The sequence below is a fragment of the Actinorhabdospora filicis genome, from assembly GCF_030269765.1.
GTDB lineage: Bacteria > Actinomycetota > Actinomycetes > Mycobacteriales > Micromonosporaceae > Actinorhabdospora > Actinorhabdospora filicis.
This window is the reverse complement of record NZ_BSTX01000002.1, coordinates 331,083-351,610: the sequence shown is the minus strand read 5'-3', so window position 1 is coordinate 351,610 and position 20,528 is coordinate 331,083. Positions and strand designations below refer to the sequence as shown.

The 20,528-nt window shown below is 70.6% G+C and carries 19 protein-coding genes and 1 pseudogene; 15 read left to right on the top strand and 5 right to left on the bottom strand.

The window, feature by feature from the left end; translation table 11 throughout:
• Positions 1-18: 18 nt before the first annotated feature.
• Positions 19-654 (bottom strand): TetR/AcrR family transcriptional regulator, encoded by a 636-nt coding sequence (locus QSK10_RS14415; RefSeq protein WP_285663294.1) that lies wholly within the window; start codon positions 652-654, stop codon positions 19-21.
• Between the two features lie 91 nt (positions 655-745).
• On the opposite strand from QSK10_RS14415, the gene QSK10_RS14410 reads away from it, so the two are divergent.
• The 5 genes from QSK10_RS14410 (at position 746) to QSK10_RS14390 (ending at position 4,566) form a co-directional block, all read left to right on the top strand.
• Positions 746-1,690 carry an ABC transporter ATP-binding protein gene (locus tag QSK10_RS14410; protein WP_285663293.1) on the top strand — a complete coding sequence of 315 codons (945 nt, stop codon included), beginning with the start codon at positions 746-748 and terminating at the stop codon, positions 1,688-1,690.
• Positions 1,683-2,513, top strand: coding sequence for an ABC transporter permease (locus tag QSK10_RS14405; RefSeq protein ID WP_285663292.1), 831 nt, complete (start codon positions 1,683-1,685; stop codon positions 2,511-2,513). Before QSK10_RS14410 ends, QSK10_RS14405 begins: the two co-directional genes overlap by 8 nt.
• A gap of 8 nt (positions 2,514-2,521) precedes the next feature.
• The gene (locus QSK10_RS14400) at positions 2,522-3,316 is read left to right on the top strand and encodes an ABC-2 transporter permease (protein WP_285663291.1); all 795 of its coding nucleotides are present in this window, start codon (positions 2,522-2,524) and stop codon (positions 3,314-3,316) included.
• Between the two features lie 46 nt (positions 3,317-3,362).
• Positions 3,363-3,734: a DoxX family protein gene (locus QSK10_RS14395; protein ID WP_285663290.1), complete on the top strand. Its 372-nt coding sequence runs from the start codon at positions 3,363-3,365 to the stop codon at positions 3,732-3,734.
• 250 nt (positions 3,735-3,984) lie between these two features.
• On the top strand, positions 3,985-4,566 hold the full coding sequence (locus QSK10_RS14390) for a hypothetical protein (RefSeq protein WP_285663289.1): 582 nt from the start codon (positions 3,985-3,987) through the stop codon (positions 4,564-4,566).
• 124 nt (positions 4,567-4,690) lie between these two features.
• Here QSK10_RS14390 and QSK10_RS14385 read toward each other — a convergent pair.
• Positions 4,691-4,830 (bottom strand): annotated as a pseudogene (locus QSK10_RS14385) (IS5 family transposase); the annotation flags it as partial.
• 66 nt (positions 4,831-4,896) lie between these two features.
• Here QSK10_RS14385 and QSK10_RS14380 point away from each other — a divergent pair.
• On the top strand, positions 4,897-5,460 hold the full coding sequence (locus tag QSK10_RS14380; RefSeq protein WP_285664489.1) for a DUF7691 family protein: 564 nt from the start codon (positions 4,897-4,899) through the stop codon (positions 5,458-5,460).
• Between the two features lie 112 nt (positions 5,461-5,572).
• Here QSK10_RS14380 and QSK10_RS14375 read toward each other — a convergent pair whose 3' ends face one another.
• A complete protein-coding gene (locus tag QSK10_RS14375) occupies positions 5,573-6,418 on the bottom strand; it encodes a tetratricopeptide repeat protein (RefSeq protein WP_285663288.1) in 846 nt (281 codons plus the stop codon).
• 57 nt (positions 6,419-6,475) lie between these two features.
• Here QSK10_RS14375 and QSK10_RS14370 point away from each other — a divergent pair, with 57 nt between their 5' ends.
• The 5 genes from QSK10_RS14370 (at position 6,476) to QSK10_RS14350 (ending at position 12,782) form a co-directional block, all read left to right on the top strand.
• A complete protein-coding gene (locus tag QSK10_RS14370; RefSeq protein ID WP_285663287.1) occupies positions 6,476-6,994 on the top strand; it encodes a MarR family winged helix-turn-helix transcriptional regulator in 519 nt (172 codons plus the stop codon).
• Between the two features lie 402 nt (positions 6,995-7,396).
• A complete protein-coding gene (locus tag QSK10_RS14365; RefSeq protein ID WP_285663286.1) occupies positions 7,397-8,764 on the top strand; it encodes a sigma-70 family RNA polymerase sigma factor in 1,368 nt (455 codons plus the stop codon).
• A 107-nt stretch (positions 8,765-8,871) separates the two neighbouring features.
• Positions 8,872-9,747, top strand: coding sequence for a hypothetical protein (locus tag QSK10_RS14360; RefSeq protein WP_285663285.1), 876 nt, complete (start codon positions 8,872-8,874; stop codon positions 9,745-9,747).
• 51 nt (positions 9,748-9,798) lie between these two features.
• Complete coding sequence (locus QSK10_RS14355) at positions 9,799-12,177, top strand: hypothetical protein (RefSeq protein WP_285663284.1); 2,379 nt, start codon at positions 9,799-9,801, stop codon at positions 12,175-12,177.
• Positions 12,174-12,782: a hypothetical protein gene (locus QSK10_RS14350; protein ID WP_285663283.1), complete on the top strand. Its 609-nt coding sequence runs from the start codon at positions 12,174-12,176 to the stop codon at positions 12,780-12,782. The genes QSK10_RS14355 and QSK10_RS14350 overlap by 4 nt, the downstream gene beginning before the upstream one ends.
• A 32-nt stretch (positions 12,783-12,814) precedes the next feature.
• Here QSK10_RS14350 and QSK10_RS14345 read toward each other — a convergent pair whose 3' ends face one another.
• Positions 12,815-14,281, bottom strand: coding sequence for a serine/threonine-protein kinase (locus QSK10_RS14345; protein ID WP_285663282.1), 1,467 nt, complete (start codon positions 14,279-14,281; stop codon positions 12,815-12,817).
• The gene (locus QSK10_RS14340; RefSeq protein WP_285663281.1) at positions 14,278-16,302 is read right to left on the bottom strand and encodes a serine/threonine-protein kinase; all 2,025 of its coding nucleotides are present in this window, start codon (positions 16,300-16,302) and stop codon (positions 14,278-14,280) included. The genes QSK10_RS14345 and QSK10_RS14340 overlap by 4 nt, the downstream gene beginning before the upstream one ends.
• 241 nt (positions 16,303-16,543) lie before the next feature.
• Here QSK10_RS14340 and QSK10_RS14335 point away from each other — a divergent pair, with 241 nt between their 5' ends.
• From QSK10_RS14335 to QSK10_RS14320, 4 genes are read left to right on the top strand one after another with little or no spacing between them, the layout of a single operon-like run.
• Positions 16,544-17,233: a vWA domain-containing protein gene (locus QSK10_RS14335; RefSeq protein ID WP_285663280.1), complete on the top strand. Its 690-nt coding sequence runs from the start codon at positions 16,544-16,546 to the stop codon at positions 17,231-17,233.
• A 2-nt stretch (positions 17,234-17,235) separates the two neighbouring features.
• Entirely contained in the window at positions 17,236-18,243 is a 1,008-nt protein-coding gene (locus QSK10_RS14330; RefSeq protein WP_285663279.1) for a protein phosphatase 2C domain-containing protein, read from the top strand.
• Positions 18,233-19,030 (top strand): FHA domain-containing protein, encoded by a 798-nt coding sequence (locus QSK10_RS14325; protein WP_285663278.1) that lies wholly within the window; start codon positions 18,233-18,235, stop codon positions 19,028-19,030. Before QSK10_RS14330 ends, QSK10_RS14325 begins: the two co-directional genes overlap by 11 nt.
• Positions 19,027-20,478, top strand: coding sequence for a hypothetical protein (locus QSK10_RS14320; protein WP_285663277.1), 1,452 nt, complete (start codon positions 19,027-19,029; stop codon positions 20,476-20,478). The genes QSK10_RS14325 and QSK10_RS14320 overlap by 4 nt, the downstream gene beginning before the upstream one ends.
• Positions 20,479-20,528: the final 50 nt, after the last annotated feature.

Sequence of the window (20,528 nt, the reverse complement as noted above, 5' to 3'; positions counted from 1 at the left end):
GGCGCTCTCGGCGGATGCCTACGCCTCCGCGCACAGTTCTCTCCCCAGCGCCTGGAGGACCCAGCGCGCCCAACTGTCGGGCGGCCACCCGCGGTCCACGGTGAAGACCAGGAACAGCTCGGGACTGAGCAGACCGTAGAGAATGTCGGCGGCCTCCTCGGCGATCAGGCCCCGGCGCGCGTCGGGCTTGGTGACCAGGCTTTCGGCGATGGCGAGTTGGACCGTGTAGCGAGGATCGGTGCCCTGTGGCCACATCGTCGCGATCTCGGGGTCCGTCGCCGCCGCGGCGGCCAGGACCTTGGTGATCGGCGCGACGCGTTCGAGGATGTCCCGGCTCGCTCCGACGTGGACGGCCAGTTGCTCCGCGGCGGTCGGCGCGGCCAGCGCGTCGTGGAACCAGGGGCGTTCCATGGTGGCGAGGGGCTCGTCGTCACCGGCGATGGAGACGTCGACGACCTCTTTGAGCAGCGCGCGCTTGTTGCCGAAGGTGAAGTAGATCGTCTGGACCGCCACTCCGGCCCGGTCGGCGACGTCTTGTAGTGCGGTCGCGCCGTACCCGTTCTCCTGGAACAGCTCCCGCGCGGCCCGGAGCATCCTGCCGCGGGTCAGCCGCGCCTTCTCCGCTCGTTTTCCCGTGCCCTTGCCGATCGTCATCGTTGTAGCGTACAACTAGAGCTCATCACTAGTGACCAACTCTAGAGAAGAGCTACAGCGTGATTTCGCACCCTTCGAGGAGAGATCCGGCATGAACACCCCGGCCATCGACATCACCAACCTCTCCAAGACATACGGACCGACCGGCGCCCCCGCCGTCGACGACGTCTCCCTGGCCATCCAGCCCGGCACCGTATTCGGGTTCCTGGGCCCCAACGGCGCGGGAAAGACCACGACCATCAAGATCGCCGCCGGACTGCTCACCGCCACGAGCGGCGGCGTCCGCCTCAACGGCTTCGACGTGCGCACGCGGCGGGCGGCGGCGATGTCGCAGCTCGGCGCGGTCCTGGAGGGCTCCCGGAACGTGTACTGGACCCTCTCGGCCTGGCAGAACCTCGTCTACTTCGGACGGCTGAAGGGGATGCGCAAGGCCGCGGCCCGATCCAGGGCCGCCGACCTGCTCACCGAACTGGACCTGTGGGACCGCCGCCACGAAAAGGTCGGGGGCTTCTCCCGGGGCATGCAGCAGAAGGTCGCCATCGCGGCGGCCCTCGTCGCCGATCCGCCGGTCGTCCTGCTGGACGAGCCCACGCTCGGCCTCGACGTCGCGGCCACTCGAACCGTGAAGAACTGGATCGCCACGCTCTCCGCCGATCAGGGCAAGACCATCCTGCTCACCACCCACCAGCTCGACATGGTCGAAGAACTCTGCGACCGCGTCGCCGTCATCCGCGACGGACGCGTGATCGCCGACCAGCCCACCACGGAACTGCTCTCCCGGTTCCGGCGACGCGACACCTACGAGATCCGTGTGGAAGGCGGCCCGGACCAGCTGCCGCTCCTTCCCGGCGGCTTCACCGCCGTCCGCGATGGCGACGGCACCACCATCACCGGTGACGTCGCCGATCCGCAGCAGGTGTACGCGCTGGTGGACCGGCTACGCGAGCGGCGAGTCGTCCTTCGTTCCCTCACCCAGGTGCAGCCCGGTCTCGAAGACGTCTTCATGACCCTCATGAAGGAGCCCCGGCATGTCTGACATCGCCGCCGCGTCCTGGCGGGAAGCCCTTCCCGGCAAAACCCCGGCCATCCTCGCCGCCGAGATCCGCAAGGGCCTCGCCACCCAGCTCGCCCATCCCCTCGGACACGTCATCAGCCTGGTGGTCGGCATGACGATGTACCTCGGACTGCAATTCGTGCTGGGCCAGGGCGAACTGCGCGCGGACCTGCTTCCCCCAACGCTGGTGGCCATCGGGGCCTACTGGTTCCTCCAGTACTCGGCGCTGGTCATGGTCTCCGACCTGGTCGAGGAGAAGCGCAGCGGGACCTTCGCCCAGTCGCTGATGTCGCCCGCCCCGCCGTGGACCTTGATGACCGGACGCCTGCTCACCGCGTCGATCTTCGGCCTGACGGTCGCGGCCGCCGCCTCGGTGGTGCCCGCCGTCGTGGCCGGCGTGTCGATCCCATGGGAGCCCGCCGCGATCGTGCCGTACCTCCTGCTGCTGGCCAACGTCCTGGCGTTCACCTACGCACTCGCGGCCATCGCCATCCGCTCCGCCATGGTCGGCGCCCTGCAATCCCTCTTCACCGCGCTGATCCTGCTGCTCAACGGCGCCTTCCTGCCACTGTCGCTCTACCCCGGCTGGCTGGCGACCGTCGCCCGGTTCCTGCCGACCACCCTGGGCATCGAGGCCGTCAACAAGGCCCTGTTCGGCAAGCTCACCCTCGCGCAGCTCTGGACGACCGGCGCCCTGCCATGGCTGATCGCGCACACCGCCGCCCTCACCGTCCTCGGCGGCGTCCTCTTCGTCCGCAACCATCGCCGGGCCGTCCGCGACGGTCACCTCGGCCAGTACCAGTAGGAGAGGCGATGTCCACCATCACGCCGCGCGCCGGCTCCGTCGCCAACGAGATCGGCAAGGGCCTGCTCGACCTGGTCACCGGCTGGCGGGAAATGGTGATCCAGATGATCACGTTCCCGGTGTTCTACCTGCTCATCGTGCTGTTCATCGGACGAGGGCAACTCCGCGCCGACCTGCTGGCGCCCGTCCTCATCGGCATGGTCGCCCTGACCTTCATCCACGAACAGGTCAACCGCGTCTTCTGGAGCTACCAGGGCGACATCCAGTCGGGCGTACTGGAGCAGACCTACCTGACGCCCCTGCCATCGGCGCTGCGGATCCTCGGGCGTCAGGTCTCCGCCGCAGTCGCGGCACTGCCGACCGCACTGAGCGTCCTGGCGACCGGGTACGTCGCGATCGCGCTCAACGGCGGTCGGCTCGCCTTCGACGTCCGCATCCTCGTACCCGTCACGGCGATCGCCGTCGGCACCGGCGGCCTGGCACTCATCCTCTGTGGACTCACCCTCGTCTACAAGCGCATCGCGATCATCACGCAGGTATCGGTCGCCGTCTACGCCATCGCGGGCGGAACACTCGTGCCGCTGACGAGCATGCCCGGCTGGACGGCGACCCTGTCGCGCCTGTTCGTCCCCATCGCCCCGGGCATCGAGGCCATGCGCAACATCCTGCTGACCGGCCCGCACTCCGGCTGGGGCCCGGCCTGGCTGCTACTCCAACCGGTCCTGCTCCTCGGCATCGGCGTCGCCGTGTTCACCGCGCTGGAACGCCTCGCCCGCAAACGCGGCACCCTCGGCCGCTACTGACCCTTTCACACATCGACCACCGAACCACGAAAGAGAGCCACCCCTGATGAACACCCTCCTCTGGTCCGTCCAGGCGATCCTCGCGGCACTGTTCGCCCTCGCCGGAACCATCACCGCCGTACTCACCAAACCGCGACTGACCTCGATGCTGCCCTGGGTGGACGACTTCTCCCCCGCCACCGTGCGATTGATCGGCATCGCCGAACTCCTCGGCGCCCTCGGGCTGATCCTGCCCGCGATCACCGGCATCGCCACACCACTGGTCCCACTCGCGGCACTGGGACTGGCCGCGCTGATGGTGGCGGCGGCCGTCGTCCACGCGCGCAGGCGCGAGCCGTCCGCCATCGTCGTCAACGCGGTGCTGTTCGCCGCCGCCGTCCTGATCGCCTGGGGCCGCTTCGGTCCCTACGCGCTCTGATCGCAGCGACCGTCCACTGAGGGTGTGGGATCCGGAGCGGATCCCACACCCCACCGGGTCGCCGGCTCCCGAGCGGACTATTCGGCGCTGCTCGAAAGGATCGCGACGCAGCGAGAGCGTGGTTGATCATGGCTTGGTGCTCGTGCGTCCGCCCGCCGCCCAGGGGCGAACGAGCACCGACTTGCCCATATCGCTCCAGGCCACGATCCGAGGTCATTGCCCGGAGTGGCTTCGAAAGGATCCTCACGCTGTGAGATACACGTTCGCCAGACTGGCCGGCGTCGCGGCCATCCTGCTGGCCACGATCGTCTTCGCCACACCCGCCCAGGCGGGAGTGGCGGTCGGGCAATACGGCGGTGGCTGCCTCAACGCTCGCACCGACAGCCCCAAGACCTACACCGAATGGCTCTCGCCGAACTGGTGCCTGTACGAGGGCGACAAGATCGAGGCGAACAAGCCGACGACCAACTGCCCCACGGCCTACTGTGTCTACTGGCTGGTCTACCAGTCCGACGGCAACCTGGTGGAGTACGTGATGCACAGCGACCGCTGGAAGGAAGTATCCGGCGGATACGGCATCGTGGACGTGAAGTGGGCGTCCAACACCGGCTACCACGGTGCCGGGTTCACCCGCATGCAGGGCGACGGAAACCTCGTCATCTACGGCAATGACGGGCAGGCGAAGTGGTCTTCTGACACCGGGTGTCATGGCACCTCCGCCCTCAAAATGCAGACCGACGGCAATCTGGTGATCTATCGCGTGAGCGATTGGGCACCCACATGGGAACACGGTCTGAGCCTGTCGCCGTGGTGCAATCCCGACATCTACTAGGACGCCATCGGCGGATCATCGTGCGGCCCGGGGGAAGAGGCCGCTTGAGGGGATCACACGGTTAAATGGTCGCGGTCTCGTCGTAGTGACGGCGAGGCCGCGCCATGGTTCCGGCACGGCATCACGCCAGGCGCAACTTGGTAGTCAGCCCGCCGCGTGAACGTCTCAGGCCGTGGTCGTCGGGCTCGGTGCCGACGCCGCTCGGAGACTCCTTCTGCTCTGCCCCTTTTTGCGCGCCCCGGCGGCGTGCTGGTGAGCCCGGGCGATCCGGCGCGTCGCACGCGGGAGGTACGGTCGGCCGCAAATCCCTTTGAGCAGAAGGAACGCGGCATGGGTTACGGCGTGATGGCATACTCCGTCGACATCGACGGGCTGGTGGCGCTCTGCAGCAGCGGTGACGACCGGATGCGGCGGGTGATCAGCGGGAAGGCCCGGGAGTCCATCTACCGGACCAACGACGAGCTGGGCTGGTCCAATGAGCGCGGCGAGCCTTCGGTCTTCATGGCGATCAACCATCTCGTCCTCGGTCAGGAAATGACGCTTCCGGGCGTGATGTACGGATACGCCTTCAAGTACATCGTCGAGTTCTCGGGCCGCTTCCTCGACAATGGCCTGTTCTACCCGTGCTCCTCGGAGTACATGACGGACACCGTTGATGTGGAGTTGGCCGAGCTCGGCGCCACCGTCAGGATGAACGACCTGATCTACGGCGGAGCCCCGGTGTCGTTCCCCACTCCCGAAGACTTCCCGCTGATCGGCTACTGGTCGGCGCAGCAGGTCGCCGAGAGCGTCGAGCCGGTGCGGGCGGGTACCGGCGAGCACACGAAGGCCATCGGCACGTGGCTCGACCAGTCGGCCGCGCAGGGCCGGGGGATCGTCGGCTTCTATCACTGAGGCCGGGGAGGTGGGGAGCCCGTGCAAGGGAAGCGTTTCGTCTGGTGGACGGTGACCGTGGCGGCCACGGCGCTTGATCATCCACGACCTTGATCGACTTTCGCAACAGGCCCTAGCGCCGCTCCGGGTCCCCCTCCGGCAGGAACGTCGACGCCGTCTCGGCCAACCGAGGCGCCCCGATCGCGTCGGCCCAGCGCGCCACCTCGCGCGCCAGCGCCCGGGAGCCGGGTTCGTCGCCCATGTCACGGGCCAGCAGCACCAGCAGGATCAGGTTCGACAGGGTTCCGGCCACCGCTCCCCCACGTGCGCCGACGCTGACCGCGCGGCGCCAGTGGGTCAGGGCCAGGTCGTGGTCGCCGGTGGTGTGGGCGTGGTCGCCGAGGTGGCGGAGGGCTTCGCGGGTGAGGAGGTCGTCGTGGCCGTCGCCGGCTTCGAGGGCGGCGGTGAATGCGGGGAAGGCGGCTTCGGGTTCGCCGAAGAGGTTGTCGGCGATGAGGCCCAGGTAGTGGTGGACCCAGCCGCGGCGGACGCCGTCGGGCGCGGTGTCGCGCAGGTCGCTCGCGCGGTGGCGGAGTTCGGTGAGGGCCGCGGGGTCCTTGCCTTCGGGGCCGGGGGTGAAGTGGCCGCCGGGGAGGATGAGGGTGGCGTAGTCGTGGCGCAGGCGGAGGAAGGCGAGGTCCCAGGTGGCGTCGGGGTCGAGGGCGGCGGCCATGGCCTCGGCGCGGGCGAGGCGGGCGGGGACGCCGGTGAAGTCGGTGAACCAGGCGCGCTGCATTTCGACGTCGGCGGCGGCGAGGGCGATGTGGGCGCGGTCGGCCGGGTCGGTGGCCCGCACGCCGTCGAGTAGGGCGAGGGCCGTGGTGGCGCGTCCGGCCTGGGAGAGTTCGCGGGCGGCGGTGACGAGTTCGTGCGTGGGGACGGTGATCGACGTGCCGCTGCGGTCCAGAATCTCGGTCATGCGGCGAAGGTAGTCTGGCCAAAAACTATCCACAAGGAAACTACTTCGGAGGTCGCGGTGGCCGATTCCGTCGATGAGCACGTCGCCGTCTGGTCGCGCGAGCTCGACTGGCTGGACCCGGTCAAGGAGGCGATCTTCCTGCGGATATCCATCCTCGCCCGGTACAACACGCAGTCGCGCCGGTCCACGTTGGATGATGGCGGGCTGGCCAACCGGCAGTTCAAGATCCTGCTGCGGCTGCGCGGGCTGGGTGCCCCGTACACCACCAGTCCCTCGCATCTCGCCGAGCTCGTCGGGCTGACGCGGGGTGCGCTGTCGGCGCGGCTGGCGCCGCTGGAGGAGGGCGGGCTCATCGAGCGCACGATGGACGCCGGGGACCGGCGGCGGGTACACGTGCGGCTCACCGACGCCGGGCACGCGGCCTTCGAGAAGCAGGTCGGGGCCGAGGAGAACGATGAGGCGCTGCTGCTGTCGGGGCTGAGCGAGGGCGAGCGGCGGACGCTGGCCGACCTGCTGCGCAAGATGGTCGAGGTCGCCGAGGCGCGCGGGCCGCTGGACGACACCAGCTGCCTGTAGCCGGGCCAATCCGGCGCCCGCCCGGGTCCGAATCCCCGTTGTGAGCAGGCCCGAGACGGTCCGCCCTCAGCCGTCGCTACGAAATCGCCCACTCGAATAGTTTCAGCGTTTTTCTTCGCGAAACGGACTCATTCCGCGCCTCCCGCGCCGATCATGAAGGTGACTCAAGGGGGGAGGTGGGCGACATGTGCTGGTGGCATGACGGCCTGAACGTCTGGATCCACATCACGGCCTGGCTGGGCATCTGGTGAGCGCACGCGGCGGCGCCGGACGGCGAGTCCGGCGCCCCGCCCGCACACGTCCCGGGCTCGTCCGGCATCCTTCGGTACCGCGTTTTCCGTTATCCCGCCGACGGTCGTGGGTCTCCGGATGGTGAGCGGAGCTTCGAGGACTGGACAGGGCATGAGACACCGCGAGGACCCCCTCGCCGACGCGGCGACCGTGATGGCGGCGCGCACCGGCGATCGGCGTGCGCGGGAGCGGCTCGTGGCGGCCTATCTGCCGCTGGTCTATAACGTCGTCGGGCGGGCGGTCAACGGGCATCCCGACGCCGACGACATCGTCCAGGAGACCATGCTCAAGGCCCTCGACGGGCTGCCCGGGTTGCGTGATCCGGAGCGGTTTCGCTCCTGGCTGCTGGCGATCGCGCTCAATGAGGTGCGGCGGCGGTGGGCACGGCGCGGGCCCGATCCCGATGACCTGACCGCCGTCCCGGACCCGGGCGGCGATTTCGTCTCCCTCGCCATCCTTCGGCTGGGGCTGTCGGGGCAGCGACGGGAGACCGCCGAGGCCACGCGCTGGCTCGATGAGGACGACCGGGAGCTGCTGGCGCTGTGGTGGCAGGAGAGCGCCGGGCGCATCACTCGCGCCGAGCTGGCCGCCGTCCTGGAGGTGCCCGAGGCGCACGCGGCGGTGCGGGTGCAGCGGATGAAGGAGCGGCTGGACCTCTCCCGCCACATCGTCCGCGCCCTGGCCGCCGGGCGCTGCCCCGGCCTGTCGGACGTCACCGCGGGCTGGGACGGACGCCCCTCGCCCCTGTGGCGCAAGCGCATCGGCCGCCACCTGCGCGACTGCGCGCGCTGCCAGCGGGCCCGCGACGGCCTGGCACCGGCCGAAGGGCTCCTGGTGGGCATGGCGATGATCGCGCCACCGCCCATCGACACCACGCTCACGGGCGCGACTCCCCTCCCCCGGCCCTGGCTGAAGCCCGCGATCGCCGGTGGCGCGGCGATCGGGGTCGCCGCGCTCGCGCTGCTGCTGTGGCCCGGGGGTGATGCGGATCCGCAGTCGCCGCCGGTGGCCGCCGCCTCGTCCTCGTCCGCTTCCGCAGCGCCCGAGCCCTCGCGATCGACGGTCAACGAGGGCGGACGCCCATCACCCGCGGAGGTCTCACCCGGGGCGGCGCTGGTCGAGGCGGTCAACGCCGAGCGGCGGCGGGCGGGCTGCGATGACCTGGCCTTCGATGAGCGGCTGGCGTCGGCTGCGCTCAAGCACGCGCAGGACATGGCCGACCACGGGTTCTTCGACCACACCGGCAGCGACGGCTCCAGCACCGGCGACCGCATCACCGCCACAGGCTACTCGTGGCGGTCATGGGCGGAGAACATCTACCGCGGCTCGGACGATCCGGGCAAGGTCACCGGCGCGTGGATGAACAGCGACGGGCACCGCAAGAACATGCTCGCCTGCGGCAGCACGGAGGCGGGCGCAGCGGCCGTCGACGCTCCACAGGGGACGCTATGGGTGCTGGTGCTGGCCACCCCGGCATAGGCGCGCCCTGCGATCCCGCCGAAGACGGGCCACGATCACGAGGCCACTCCCGATAATGGGCGTACCGCCGCGGCCGGCGTCGGGGACCCGTCGACAGGTGAGGTGACATGGCGATGCCGGAATCGGAGAAGGCCCGCCGGGCGTGGGTGGACGGCGTCTACTGGACGCTGATGGTCCTGGAGGACTCCGAGCTGCCCGCCGGTGGGCCCAAGCTCGACTACTCCGCCGAATCACTCAAGGCCGTCGAGGCGCTGCTGCTCGACCGGGTGGACACGCCCACCGCGCTGCTCGCACCGGGAAACCAGGCGCTCATCCGCGGAGTCACCGCCTACCTCGGAGAAACGCTCATGCGGCTCGCTGGAGGCCGCTGGGAATGGGACGGGGAGGAAGCCCTCGTCGGCGCCGACCCCGCGACCGGCCTCGAACCCGTATCACCGGAGGACGTCGTCCTAGAGGCCGTCCGGGTGCGCGACGGACGGCGTCTCGCCGCGGTTCACTCCGCCTGGGCCGACGCGGTCGCCGACACCTCAAGGACCGATCCGCGGTGGAAACCGGTCAAGGAACCGACCGGCGCCGACAGCCCCGATCCCGGCTCGACCGCCCTCACCCGCTGGCTCGCCCGCCAGGAGGCCGGCTTCCCGCACTGGGCACGGACCTACGCCCCCGATGATCTCTGGGACTGGTCCCGGGACTCCCTGCCGAGACTGGAGGAAGTCGCTCGCCGGATCGCGGCGAGCGCCGGCGAACTGAACGCCCCCGGCAACCGGGAGTTCCGTGATGGTGCCGCCTGGTACCTCGGGGAGGTCCTGCGCCGGGGCGCCGGCGGTCGATGGAACTTCAATGACCGGCGGCGTTCGGCGAACAACCACCCGTACCTGGAACACCTCGGCCCGAACGACCACAAGTCCTGGCCCGTCGTCGCCCTCGGCCTCTGCCTGGAGGACCCTGGGTACCTGCTCGACCACTACGACACCGTCGTGTGAGCGGCACACACCCGGCGCGGCCATGGACGGACCGTCCATCATCGACAGGGTGTGATCGAGTTGCTCAGCACACTACGCAGAACCTCGGCGGCGGGCCTGGCCCTGGCACTGCTGCTCACCTTCCTCGGCTTCGCCGGACCACCGGCCCACGCCGACCCCGCGATCCCGGACGTCCCCTACGAGATCGGCACCGGCAAGGCCCCGGTCGCCAAGCCTCCCGTGCCGCTGCCCTTCGATTCGGTCGAGTACCTGCTCACCGAACTCGGCTGGGAGCGCGGCGCCGAGCCCGGCGACGACGTGGTCACCTGGGGAGACCGGCGCTTCACCGAGCAGGACCTCATGGTGCTCGCCCAGAACGAGTCGAACAAGACCAAGTCGCCCGAGCTCAAGAACGACCGGGGGAAGTACAAGGTCGGCACGGTAGAGCACGCCGTCACCCGCTGGTTCGAGTACTACACCCAGAATGAGGACTTCTCGCCGACCTGGGACGGCCTCGACGCCGGTGAGCGGGCCGCGGCCTTCCGCGAATGGCTCGAAGACTACGTCCGGATGCAGGACAACCACACGATCGGCGGAGTCGGCGAGGCGCTCGTCGACGATCGCAGGCAGCTCTCGGCGAAGGGCTATCGCCACGACGCCCGCTTCAACGCCGACAGCAAGCAGCGCTTCGACTTCTACCTCCCCGAAGGCGATGAGCGGTTCCCGGACGTCGTCAAGGTCATCGAGGAGGTCAAGAAGGGCCGCTACTCGCTCAAACAGTTCCGCGCGTACCTGGAATGGGCCATCGAACTCGGCGCCGACGAGGTCAATGTGACCTTCCTGTACGAGCTGACGAAGGGGAAGATCAAGAACCTGCAGAACCTGAACGCCGAGTACGCGCCGAGAACCGCGGCCAACATCGCCAGGGCCGCCGCCGGGCAGCCGATCCAGCCGCTCCTGCGCCTCTTCTCCTACCCGATCACACCCGACCCGCGCCGCCACAGCGCCGCGCCTCCCCCACCGGGCGGCCCGGCACCGGGCACCGGAACCACGGCACCGCCACCGCCGCCGGGATCCCTGACCGGCCCCGGGCAGGTACCCGCCGGCGACCCCGGCACCGAAACGCTCACCGCCTCACCCGACTCCCCCGAGGACGCCGCGCGTGAGGAGAGCATCGCCGACCAGCTCGCCCGGACCGAGGACCTCCCCGACGGCGAGTCCGCCGAGATGACCGGCGACCGGCTCGGCGGCGTCGACTTCTCCACCCTGGAACTGCGCTACGTGGCCGATACCTACGACGACGGCTACGGAACCGGTGTCGATTACGCCTATCAGGTCGATCCCGCACCCGGTGAGGAGGTCTCCTTCGGGGGCGCCGACGCGGCGAAACTCGCCGCCGACGCCTTCTTCACCTGGCTCGTGCTGCCACCGGCGAGCTTCACCGTGAACCTCAATCCCGACGAACCCGACCGGATCGTCGAGGAGAGGCTCGGTCGAACCGACGCCGGTCGCGTCCTGCTGGAGGCCGACCTGCAGATGAAGAAGTCCGTCGCGACGCTGATCCACCCCGATGGCCGGCTCGGCGGCGAGTTCTGGGACTCCCTGCACGGCGAGACCAAATGCATCTCCATGCGGCAGTGGATCGTGCCGAAACCGGCCGTGGTCAAGGAGAAGGGGAACGCGCTGTTCATCCTGGACGCGCCCCTGGAGGTGAAGATGGAGACCGAGTACCTCAAGACCAAAGGCGTCGGCGGAAGCGCCGGATGCGAGGGGCAGTCGACGTCCGACACCGAGTACAACGAGGGCGTCTACCGGCGCCTGATCCTGCCCGAGCTGGAGAAGACGGTCAACGACGGTGAGGCCTACGCCGACCTGCGCCGCGTCTACGCCAGCCGGGTGGCCGCCGAGTGGTACCGCGACCGCAGCCGCACCAAGACCACCGCCTACAGCGGCATCATCGACTCCGGGGACGCGAGCGCGTGGCCGCTTCGGGTGAAGTGGTCGCCGCGGGACACCTTCGACCGCTACGTCGACTCCTACAAGAACGGTGAGTTCCGCGTGGAGCGCACCACGCGTCAAGGCCGCTACCTGGTCACCAACGTCTACGTGTACGGCGGGGTGAACTTCGCCGACGTCCCGAGCACCTCGCTCAGCGACGCCGAGTTCGCCGCCGAGCACCCGGACCTGGACGCGGCGGTCGTGGACGCGCGGCTCGGCGTCAGCGCCGAGGAGGGCACCGGCGTGATGTTCCTCGGCGGGCGCTCGACCGCGCGGCCGCTGTGGGATCCGCTCCCGCCACCACCGTCCCCATTGGACAACCCCATGTTCTACATCCTGACCGCACTGCCCGTGGTCGCCTGGCTCGTGCTCGGCGCATTCCTGTGGCGGCGGCGCCCACGCCCGCCCGCGGTCGCGCAGGGCCCGATCTCGGCCGGGAGGGTCACGCCATGACCACTCCGCTCCCCGCGGCCTGGGCCGGGTTGATGCCCCGGCCTCCGATGACGGTGGCGCTGGCCTCGTGGCTCTGCTCCGGTACCGCCGCGCTGTGGCTGGCCGCGCTCGTCGCGACCGTGTTCGCCGCCCCCGAGTACACCCGCGCGGTGAGCGCCGCCGAGCAGAATCCCGACGCCGGGGCTGCGGTCACGCTCCTCGTCATGGTCTTCGCCGTCATGGCCGTCCCGGCGATGGCCGCCTCGGTCCTGCTGGCGGTCCTCACCGCACGCGGCCACGCGACCGCCCGTGTCCTCACCTGGGTTCAGGGCGCCGCGGCGGCCTGCGTCGCCGGACTCGTGCCGCTGACCGGGATCTTCACCGCGATCGGGTGGCACCGGTGGCTCATGGACGCCGTGGCGGTACTGACGCTCGGCCTGGTCGCCGCGACGCTGATCCTGCTGTCGCTTCAGCGGTCGAGTGCGTACTTCCGCCGGGCCCGCGCCGCCCGCCAGGCCCTGGCCCGGGTCGCCTACCTGGCGCGATACGCGGTCCCGTACCGGGCCCCGGTGGCACATCACCCGATCCCGCCCGGACCCCATCCGCCGCCGCGAAGGAACGGCTAGACCCTTTCGGGGCCCGGCGCGTGCGCCGGGCCCTATCGCGGTACCGCCGCGTACACCGCCCTGGCGAAATCGGCGGCCAGGTCACAGTTGTAGTCCTTGTCGGCCGACCCCTCCGCGAGCACCACGGCCTGCCCGTAGGAGGTGGGCCATGAAATCGCGCAGGTGGTGCCCTTGGTGTCATGGGTGACGACGGCCGTGGGGAGCCCGGACAGGTCCGCCGAACCCTCCGCGCCGCCGGGGATCATCGCGACATCGGGCGTGGCGTAGGCGAGAGTGTAGAAGTAGTCCGCACCGTATCCCGTCTGCCACTTGCACGTCCGCACCCTGGTGGCGCCGCTCTGATATCCACCGGGGACCCCGGTGTCCACCAACTGGCCGGCGCGGACGAGTTCGTTGCTGATCACGTCGCAGGGGTCGGCCGCGAAGGCCGTGGAGCCGGTGCTCGGACCGGAGGCCGATGGGACGCCCGGCGGCGTGAAGTGGGCGGCCTCGCCGCCGTTCAGCGCGGCCAGGGCGATTCCGGCCGTGATGGCGGCGGTGATCGCCGTCAGGCTCACGGCCCTCAACAGCGTCCGGCGCCGGCGGCGTGCCTCCGGGTCCTCGGCGATGGGATCACCGGCACTGTCGTGCAGCTCCTGGGCCGCCTTTTTACGCTCGCCGACCATCGCGGCGATGTCGGGTGGGAGCCATGCGGCGACCGCGGAGGAGGACTCCAGTTGCCGGAGGACGTCGGCGACGGCGGGCCGGTCGGCGGGCTTCTTGGCCAGGCAGGCCTCGATCACGGGTGTGAGCGCGGGCGGCAGGCCGGTGAGGTCGGGTTCTTTGTGGATGGCCCGGAAGAGGATCGCCTGGGACACGCCCTCGCCGTGCGGGCTGCGTCCGGTGGCGGCGAAGGCGACCACGCAGCCGAGCGAGTAGACGTCCGACGCGGGGCCGGTATGGCGGCCGCGGGCCTGTTCGGGGGACACGAAACCGGGTGTGCCGACGGCCGTGGCCGTGTTGTCAACGGCGTCGAGGGCCCGGGCGATTCCGAAGTCGATCAGCCGCGCGCCGTCCTCGGCGAGGATCACGTTGCCGGGCTGAAGGTCGTGGTGGACCAGCCGGCAGGCGTGGATGGCGGCCAGGCCCTCGGCGAGGCAGGCGCCGAGACGGCGGGTGGTCTCGAATGGCAGTGCACCGTGGACCGACACCGCCTCCCAGAGCGATGGCCCGGGGATATAGGCGGTGACCAGCCATGGCCGCTCGGCGTCGAGGTCGGCGTCGACGACCTGCGCGGTGTAGAAGCCGCCCACCCGCCGGGCGGCCTCGACCTCGGCCTCGAAGCGGCGGCGGAACCGTACATCGCCCGCCAGGGCCGCGCCGACGACCTTCACCGCCACCGGCCGCCCGCCACGGGAGCGGCCGAGGAAGACCTCTCCCATCCCGCCGCGCCCGAGGCGGCCGACGAGCCGGTACGGGCCGACCTGCCGCGGGTCCTGCCGCTCCAGGGGCGCCGTCACGCGATCGTCCACAGCTGGACGACGGGGAACAGCTTCGCGGAGTCGGTGGCGCAGGCGAGGGTCTTGCCGTCCGGGCTGAACGCCAGCGCGCCCTCGACGCTGCGGCCCATCTCCATGACGGCGATCTCCTTGGCGGTGGCGGTGCTCCACACGGTGACGACACCACCGGTGTCCTCGCCGATCGTGCTGGCGGCGAGCAGGGTCCCGTCGGGGCTGAGGGCGATCGACTGGTACCCGGATTCGGCGTCGCCTACGAAGGTGGTGATGATCTCGTGAGAGGTGAGGTCCCACAACGCGACTCCGCCGTAGCAGGCGAAGAGAGCCTTCCCATCAGGGCTGAACACCAGGCCGCTGACCCCGAACGCGTCGGTGCTCTCGATCTTCAGCCGCGTGATCGGTGTGCGGGAGGCGGCGTCCCACAGCGCGATCCCGCCTTCGAGTTCGACACCGTAGCCCGCGGCGAGGATCGCCCCATCGGGGCTGCACGCCACCGAGCGCACGGCGCTGGTGTCGACGCCCTCACCCTCTCCGACCGTCAGGAGGTCGATCATCTTCTTGTCGGCGATGTTCCACAGTGGAACCTTGCCGATGCAGTCCTTGCCGTCCCGGGCACCGGCCACCATGGTCCCGTCGGGGCTGAAGGCCACCGCCTCCATCGAGAAGAGCCCGACCTTGCCCTCGGTCTCGGTGCTCAGCGTGGCGTACTCCCGGCGCGTGGCCACGTCCCACATCGTGATCGTCCCGATGTCCCACTCCAGGGCCTCGAAGGCGCGGCCCATGTCCGGATAACCGGCTCCGAGCAGGCCATTGGGGCCGAAGGCGATCCGCCGGATGATGTCGGTGCCGGAGATGTCCAGGGTCGTGAGCCTCTTCCGGGTGGCCGCGTCCCACAGCTGAACCCCGCCCTCGACCGTGGCGGCCAGAATCGCGCCATCGGGGCTGAACGCGATCGAGCTGAGCGCCTCGGTCGTGTCCAGTTCGATGGTCTGCGGCGGCGTGAATCTGATGGTGTCGGCGGCAGCGTCGTCCGGGGGCACGAACCGGGCGCTCGGGCGGGTCGCGAGCGCGATGGTCACCGGGATGGCGATGGCGGCGAGGACTCCGGTGCCGGCCGCGGCCAGGAGGGTGCGGCGCCCTGGGTTGTCCGGTCCGGTCCGGGCGGCGGTCTGGTGGGCGCCGACCATGGACGCCACCGGCGGGGGCAGCCATTCGAGGGTTCCCGGAGCCGGTCCGGCCAGGCGCTGGAGGATCTCGGCGAGCGCGGGCCGGGCGGCGGGATTCTTCGCCAGGCAGTCGCCGAGCAGTTCCTTCAGCGGGCCGGGGACGGCGGACAGGTCGGGCTCGGCGCCCACGACGCGGCCCAGGACGTCCACCGCCGGGCCGTGGCCGTAGGGGCCGCGCCCGGTGGCGGCGAAGGCCAGGACGCAGGCGAGGGAGAACACGTCGGAGGCGGGCCCGGTCGGGTAGCCCAGAGCCTGCTCGGGAGGCATGAATCCCGCCGACTCCGGCGCCCTGGTGGAGCGGTGGACGCCGTCCAGGGCGCGGGCGAGGGCGAAGTCGGTCAGGCGCGGCCCGTCCTCGGCCAGGATCACGTTGCCCGGATGGAGATCGCGGTGCGGCAGCCCACGGTCGTGGATCGCGGCGAGCCCCTCGGCCAGCCCCAGGCCCATGGCCTGCACCGCCTCGTAGGGCAGCCTCCCGCACGCCGCCACCGCTTCCTGGAGCGATGGGCCGGGGACGTAGTCGGCGGCCAGCCACGGCGGGTTCGCGCCCAGGTCGGCGTCGATGAGCCGTGCGGTGTAGAAGCCGTCGACCCGGCGGGCGGCGGCCACCTCCAGCGCGAGGCGGTGCCGGAACGCGGCGTCGGCGGCGAGCCCGGCGTCCAGGATCTTGACCGCCGCGAGACGGCCGCGCCGCGCCCGGCCCAGGTACACCCGCCCCATCTCGCCCCGCCCGAGCGGGCGCACCAGCCGGTACGGCCCGATGCGGCGCGGGTGCCCCGCCTCCCCCAGTTCCACCATTCGCCCTTTCCGATGCTTCGGTACCCGATGTCCTCCGCTGCCCTTTTACCAGAACCGGCGGCCCGGCTCCACCCCGAGAACCCGGTGCGGCGGCGGCCGGGATCTCAGATGCCGCAACCAATCCGGGTCCGCTGCGGGACCGGTCCCATACCCCCGGGCCTACCGTCGAGACAGCGACGGAACGGGTGAACACCGTCGCGGGGACGCGATCACGATCCGTGGTCGCAGGAGGGACGAGCCCATGCCCGATGTTCGAGGGATCCTGCTGCCGGCCTATGTCGTGGCCGACGAGTCCGGTTCCATGAGCGCCTGCTACCAGGAGCTGACCGACGGACTGACCTCGCTGTTCGAGACCCTTCGGGGCGAGCCGATGATCGCGGCCAAGCTGCGGCTGGCCGTTCTCGGGTTCTCCGATGACGTCGAAGTGCGGCTGCCGCTGTCGGACGTGCGCTATGAGGAGCGCCCGCCGACCCTGTCCATCCGGGGGGCGACCAGCTACGCGGCCGCGTTCAGCGACCTGCTCGGGCGCATCCCCGTCGACGTGGCGATGCTCAAGGCCGACGGGTACAAGGTGCACCGGCCGGTGGTGTTCTTCCTCAGCGACGGGCAGCCCACCGACCGCCGTGACCGCGACTGGCAGGACCCGCGGTCCCGGCTGGTGGACCGGGACCACACCCCGGCCGCGCCGAACATCGTCGCCATCGGCGCGGGCGGCGCCGATGCCCAGACCATCCTGGCCGTGGCGACCAGGCCGGAGTTCGGGTTCGTCGCCGTACCCGGCGCCGACCTGGGGCGGGCCATCTCGGAGTTCTTCCAGATGCTCACCGCGAGCCTGGTCGCCACCGGACAGGCGATGGCCTCGGGCAACCCCGAGATCGTCGTGCGCAAACCCGACCCCGAGCACTTCCGCCTCGCGATCGACGTGGTGTGAGCATGTGGAATCCGCTCCCACCGTGGCTCGGCGGCCGGAAGGGAACGCATCCGGTCGCCCCCGCCGATCCCGCCTGCCCCCAGCTCGATGAAGCCGACATCGCGCTCACATTGCAGCCGTGGTCGACGGTCGTCATCGACCGGCCCAGCCCCGAGGTCGAGCCCTCGCCGCCCGCCCCGGAGGGCGCCTACCACTCCGACGTCGAGTGTGGTGGCTGGTCGACTCCGTACGTCACACTGCGCGTGGCCTCGGTACGCGGCCTGAGCCACCGCTACTACGGCAAGCCCCGCCAGGACGCCGCCCAGGCGATGGCCGGCGACGCCGTCGTCCTCGCCGTGGCCGACGGGGTCTCGGGCGCCGAGTCCTCCGCGTGGGGCGCCCGCCGCGTCTGCGAGGCCGCCATCGGCGACGCGCTCCGCCAGCTGAGGGCGGGCGAGGCCGCGGTGGACTGGCCGACCGCCACCTCGGCCGCGGCCGCGATCCTCCACCAGGACGCCGCCATGTGGCTCGGGACCGGTGAGGCCGACCAGGCCCAGACCGAGCGGCTGTTCGCCACCACACTGGTCGCCGGAACAGTACGGCACACCGGCGAGGGCATCTCGGTCTCGCTGTGCCGCGTCGGCGACTCCGGCGCCTGGATCCTCACCCCCGCCACCGGCCACTTCCAGCCGGTCTTCGGACCCAAAAGCGACCCCGGCAACGCCCTGGTCGACGGCACGGTCCGCGCTCTCCCCCGGCTCCCGCAGACCCTTGAGCAGGCCGCCTTCAGTCTCGGCCCCGGTGAGGTCCTCCTCCTGGGCACCGACGGCTTCGGCGACCCCCTCGGCGAAGGCGACGGCCCCGTCGGCGCCCTGTTCGCCAAACAGCTGGCCACACCTCCCACCCCACTGTGGCTGGCACACCTGCTCGACTTCTCCCGCGAGACCTTCGACGACGATCGCACCCTGCTGGCGGTCTGGCCCCGGGCCGCCGCCGTCGGCACCGAAGAAGGAGTGCACAGTGGACGCTAAACCGTTCGCGCCCCGGGTACTGCCCGCCTCCACGCCCGGCCTCGCCACCGGCGCGCCCCTGGCCGCCCCGCCCGGCACCATCTTCGTCATGAGCGCCCGGGGCGGATACGCCGTCCCGCCCCGCCCCTTCACCCTCCACTTCGGACGCGGCGACGGGGACGTGCACATCGTCATCGGCGCCGACGATCCCTACGTCAGCCGGCAGCACGGCGTCCTGATCTGCGACGGCCGGGACTGGTGGATCCAGAACAAGGGCAGGCTCCCCATCCAGGTCCCCAACGGGCCGCTCCTGCTGTCCGGCCACGACACGCTGATCGCCCCCGGGTACACGCCCATGACCATCAACTCGGTGCGCAACCGGTCGCACGTCCTGGAGGTCCGCGTCAACGCCTTCGACCCGGCCGTGCGCGCCGTTCGGCCCACCTCGAAGACCAAGCCCCTCGACGTGCATGAACTCTCCAGGACCGAGCACTTGGTCCTCACCGTGCTCGCCCAGCGCTATCTGCTCGCCGAGCGCTACCCGCAGCCGCTGAGCTGGAAGCAGGCCGCCCTCACCCTCGGCCAGGTCCCCGGGCAGCGGGAATGGACGCCCAAGGCCGTCGAGCACGTCGTCAGCGCCGTGCGCAAACGACTCGCCGCCGGTGAGGCGCCGGTCCCCGGGATCCTTCGTGACCGCGAGATGGCCGAACCGGTCGGCAACACCCTCAACCACAACCTGATCATGGCTCTGCTCAAGAGCAGCACTCTCATGCCGGAGGACCTCGGCTTGCTCGGCGAGCCACGATGAAGAAGACCATCGACCACGACTCGCTGAACCTCGGCGAACGCGTCGGCCAGGGTGGGCAGGGCACCGTCTACCGTGTGCCCGACCTGCGGATCAACACCAAGTGGACGGTGGTCTACAAGGAGTATCACGACGGGGCCGGCGGGCCCGACGTTCTGTCCACCGTCGACGTCGGGGCCCTGACGGCGATGGTGGAGCTCATCGAGCAGCTACCGCTGGAGACCGGGAAGTGGCTGTGGACCAGGACCTCATGGCCGGCCCACATCGTCCACCGGCGGGGACGGCCGTCGGGGTTCTTGATGCGGACCGTGCCCGGCCGTTTCCACTTCCGCCTGAAGTCCCGCTCCGACCCGCGCGGCACCCGGCGCCTGGCCAATGCCGAGTTCCTGCTCAATGAGGACTCGTACACGACCAGCATCGGCCTCCGGGCAGGCGACCGGGACCGGCTGCTCCTGCTGGCGGACCTGGCCAGGACGCTGTCGCGGCTGCACTCGCTGAACATCGCCGTCGGGGACCTCTCCCCCAAGAACCTGCTGTTCTGCCTCGCGCCACGGCACGAGTGCTTCCTCATCGACTGCGACGCGATGAGCCTGCGCGGGCGCACCGTCCTGCCGCAGGCCGAGACCCCGGACTGGCAGGTACCGGCGGGTGAGGAGAAGGGCACCAGGCGCTCCGACGCGTACAAGTTCGCGCTACTGGCGATCAGGTTGCTGGCACGCGACCAGACGACGACCGATCCGGCGCGGCTGGCCGGGATCGACGCGAAGCTGGGGAGCCTGGCCAGGGCCGGCCTGGCCGCCCACCCGGGCACGCGCCCGGCGCTGGAGTCGTGGATCCGGCCGCTGGAGCTGGCGGCGCTGGCGGCACCGGTGTCGCCGCCCACCCGGGCCGCTCCGCCACCGGCGAAGACCGCCACCGTCTCGTCCACCGCGCCGAGCGTCCCCACCTCCACGACATCGCCGTCGCCGTCGCCATCCATCAACTGGGACCAGGTCTGGGGCTGGGTCGCCGCGATCGTGGCGGTGATCGCGGTGGTGTACTGGATCAACAAGAGCAACGATCATGCGCCCTCCACCCCGAAGGCACCACCGGTCGCCGAACGGCCCGCGGCCGCCCCGCCCAAGGACGACCCCTACGTTCCTCCCGCCGACGACAACGCCGGCTGCGCCGAGGCGACCGCCTCCATCAACCGCTACTTCGACGCCGCAGAGGACGACTTGGACAACGGCGATCTGGCCGCGACCGCGACCGACTTCCGCAACCTGGCCTCGGCCCTTACCCGCAACTCGGTCCTGGCGACCGACTCGTCGGTTTACAGCGCGATCCTGGCCCTGTCCAGCGACTCCACCTATATCGCGAGCATCGTCGAGTGGGGCGACTCCGGCTCGGTCAGCGCCGCCTTCGGGTACTTCGAGAGCGATCTGGCCGCCCTCAGGGACGCGTGTTCCTGACACGGCCGCCCGCGCCCACCGCGCCGCAAGGACCTCGGGCGGTGTGGCCT

Bases quoted from the DNA above. Each gene is read 5' to 3' on its own strand.
- QSK10_RS14415 (WP_285663294.1), bottom strand. From the start codon at position 654: ATGACGATCGGCAAGGGCACGGGAAAACGAGCGGAGAAGGCGCGGCTG.
- QSK10_RS14410 (WP_285663293.1), top strand. From the start codon at position 746: ATGAACACCCCGGCCATCGACATCACCAACCTCTCCAAGACATACGGA.
- QSK10_RS14405 (WP_285663292.1), top strand. From the start codon at position 1,683: ATGTCTGACATCGCCGCCGCGTCCTGGCGGGAAGCCCTTCCCGGCAAA.
- QSK10_RS14400 (WP_285663291.1), top strand. From the start codon at position 2,522: ATGTCCACCATCACGCCGCGCGCCGGCTCCGTCGCCAACGAGATCGGC.
- QSK10_RS14395 (WP_285663290.1), top strand. From the start codon at position 3,363: ATGAACACCCTCCTCTGGTCCGTCCAGGCGATCCTCGCGGCACTGTTC.
- QSK10_RS14380 (WP_285664489.1), top strand. From the start codon at position 4,897: ATGGGTTACGGCGTGATGGCATACTCCGTCGACATCGACGGGCTGGTG.
- QSK10_RS14375 (WP_285663288.1), bottom strand. From the start codon at position 6,418: ATGACCGAGATTCTGGACCGCAGCGGCACGTCGATCACCGTCCCCACG.
- QSK10_RS14365 (WP_285663286.1), top strand. From the start codon at position 7,397: ATGAGACACCGCGAGGACCCCCTCGCCGACGCGGCGACCGTGATGGCG.
- QSK10_RS14360 (WP_285663285.1), top strand. From the start codon at position 8,872: ATGGCGATGCCGGAATCGGAGAAGGCCCGCCGGGCGTGGGTGGACGGC.
- QSK10_RS14350 (WP_285663283.1), top strand. From the start codon at position 12,174: ATGACCACTCCGCTCCCCGCGGCCTGGGCCGGGTTGATGCCCCGGCCT.
- QSK10_RS14340 (WP_285663281.1), bottom strand. From the start codon at position 16,302: ATGGTGGAACTGGGGGAGGCGGGGCACCCGCGCCGCATCGGGCCGTAC.
- QSK10_RS14335 (WP_285663280.1), top strand. From the start codon at position 16,544: ATGCCCGATGTTCGAGGGATCCTGCTGCCGGCCTATGTCGTGGCCGAC.
- QSK10_RS14330 (WP_285663279.1), top strand. From the start codon at position 17,236: ATGTGGAATCCGCTCCCACCGTGGCTCGGCGGCCGGAAGGGAACGCAT.
- QSK10_RS14320 (WP_285663277.1), top strand. From the start codon at position 19,027: ATGAAGAAGACCATCGACCACGACTCGCTGAACCTCGGCGAACGCGTC.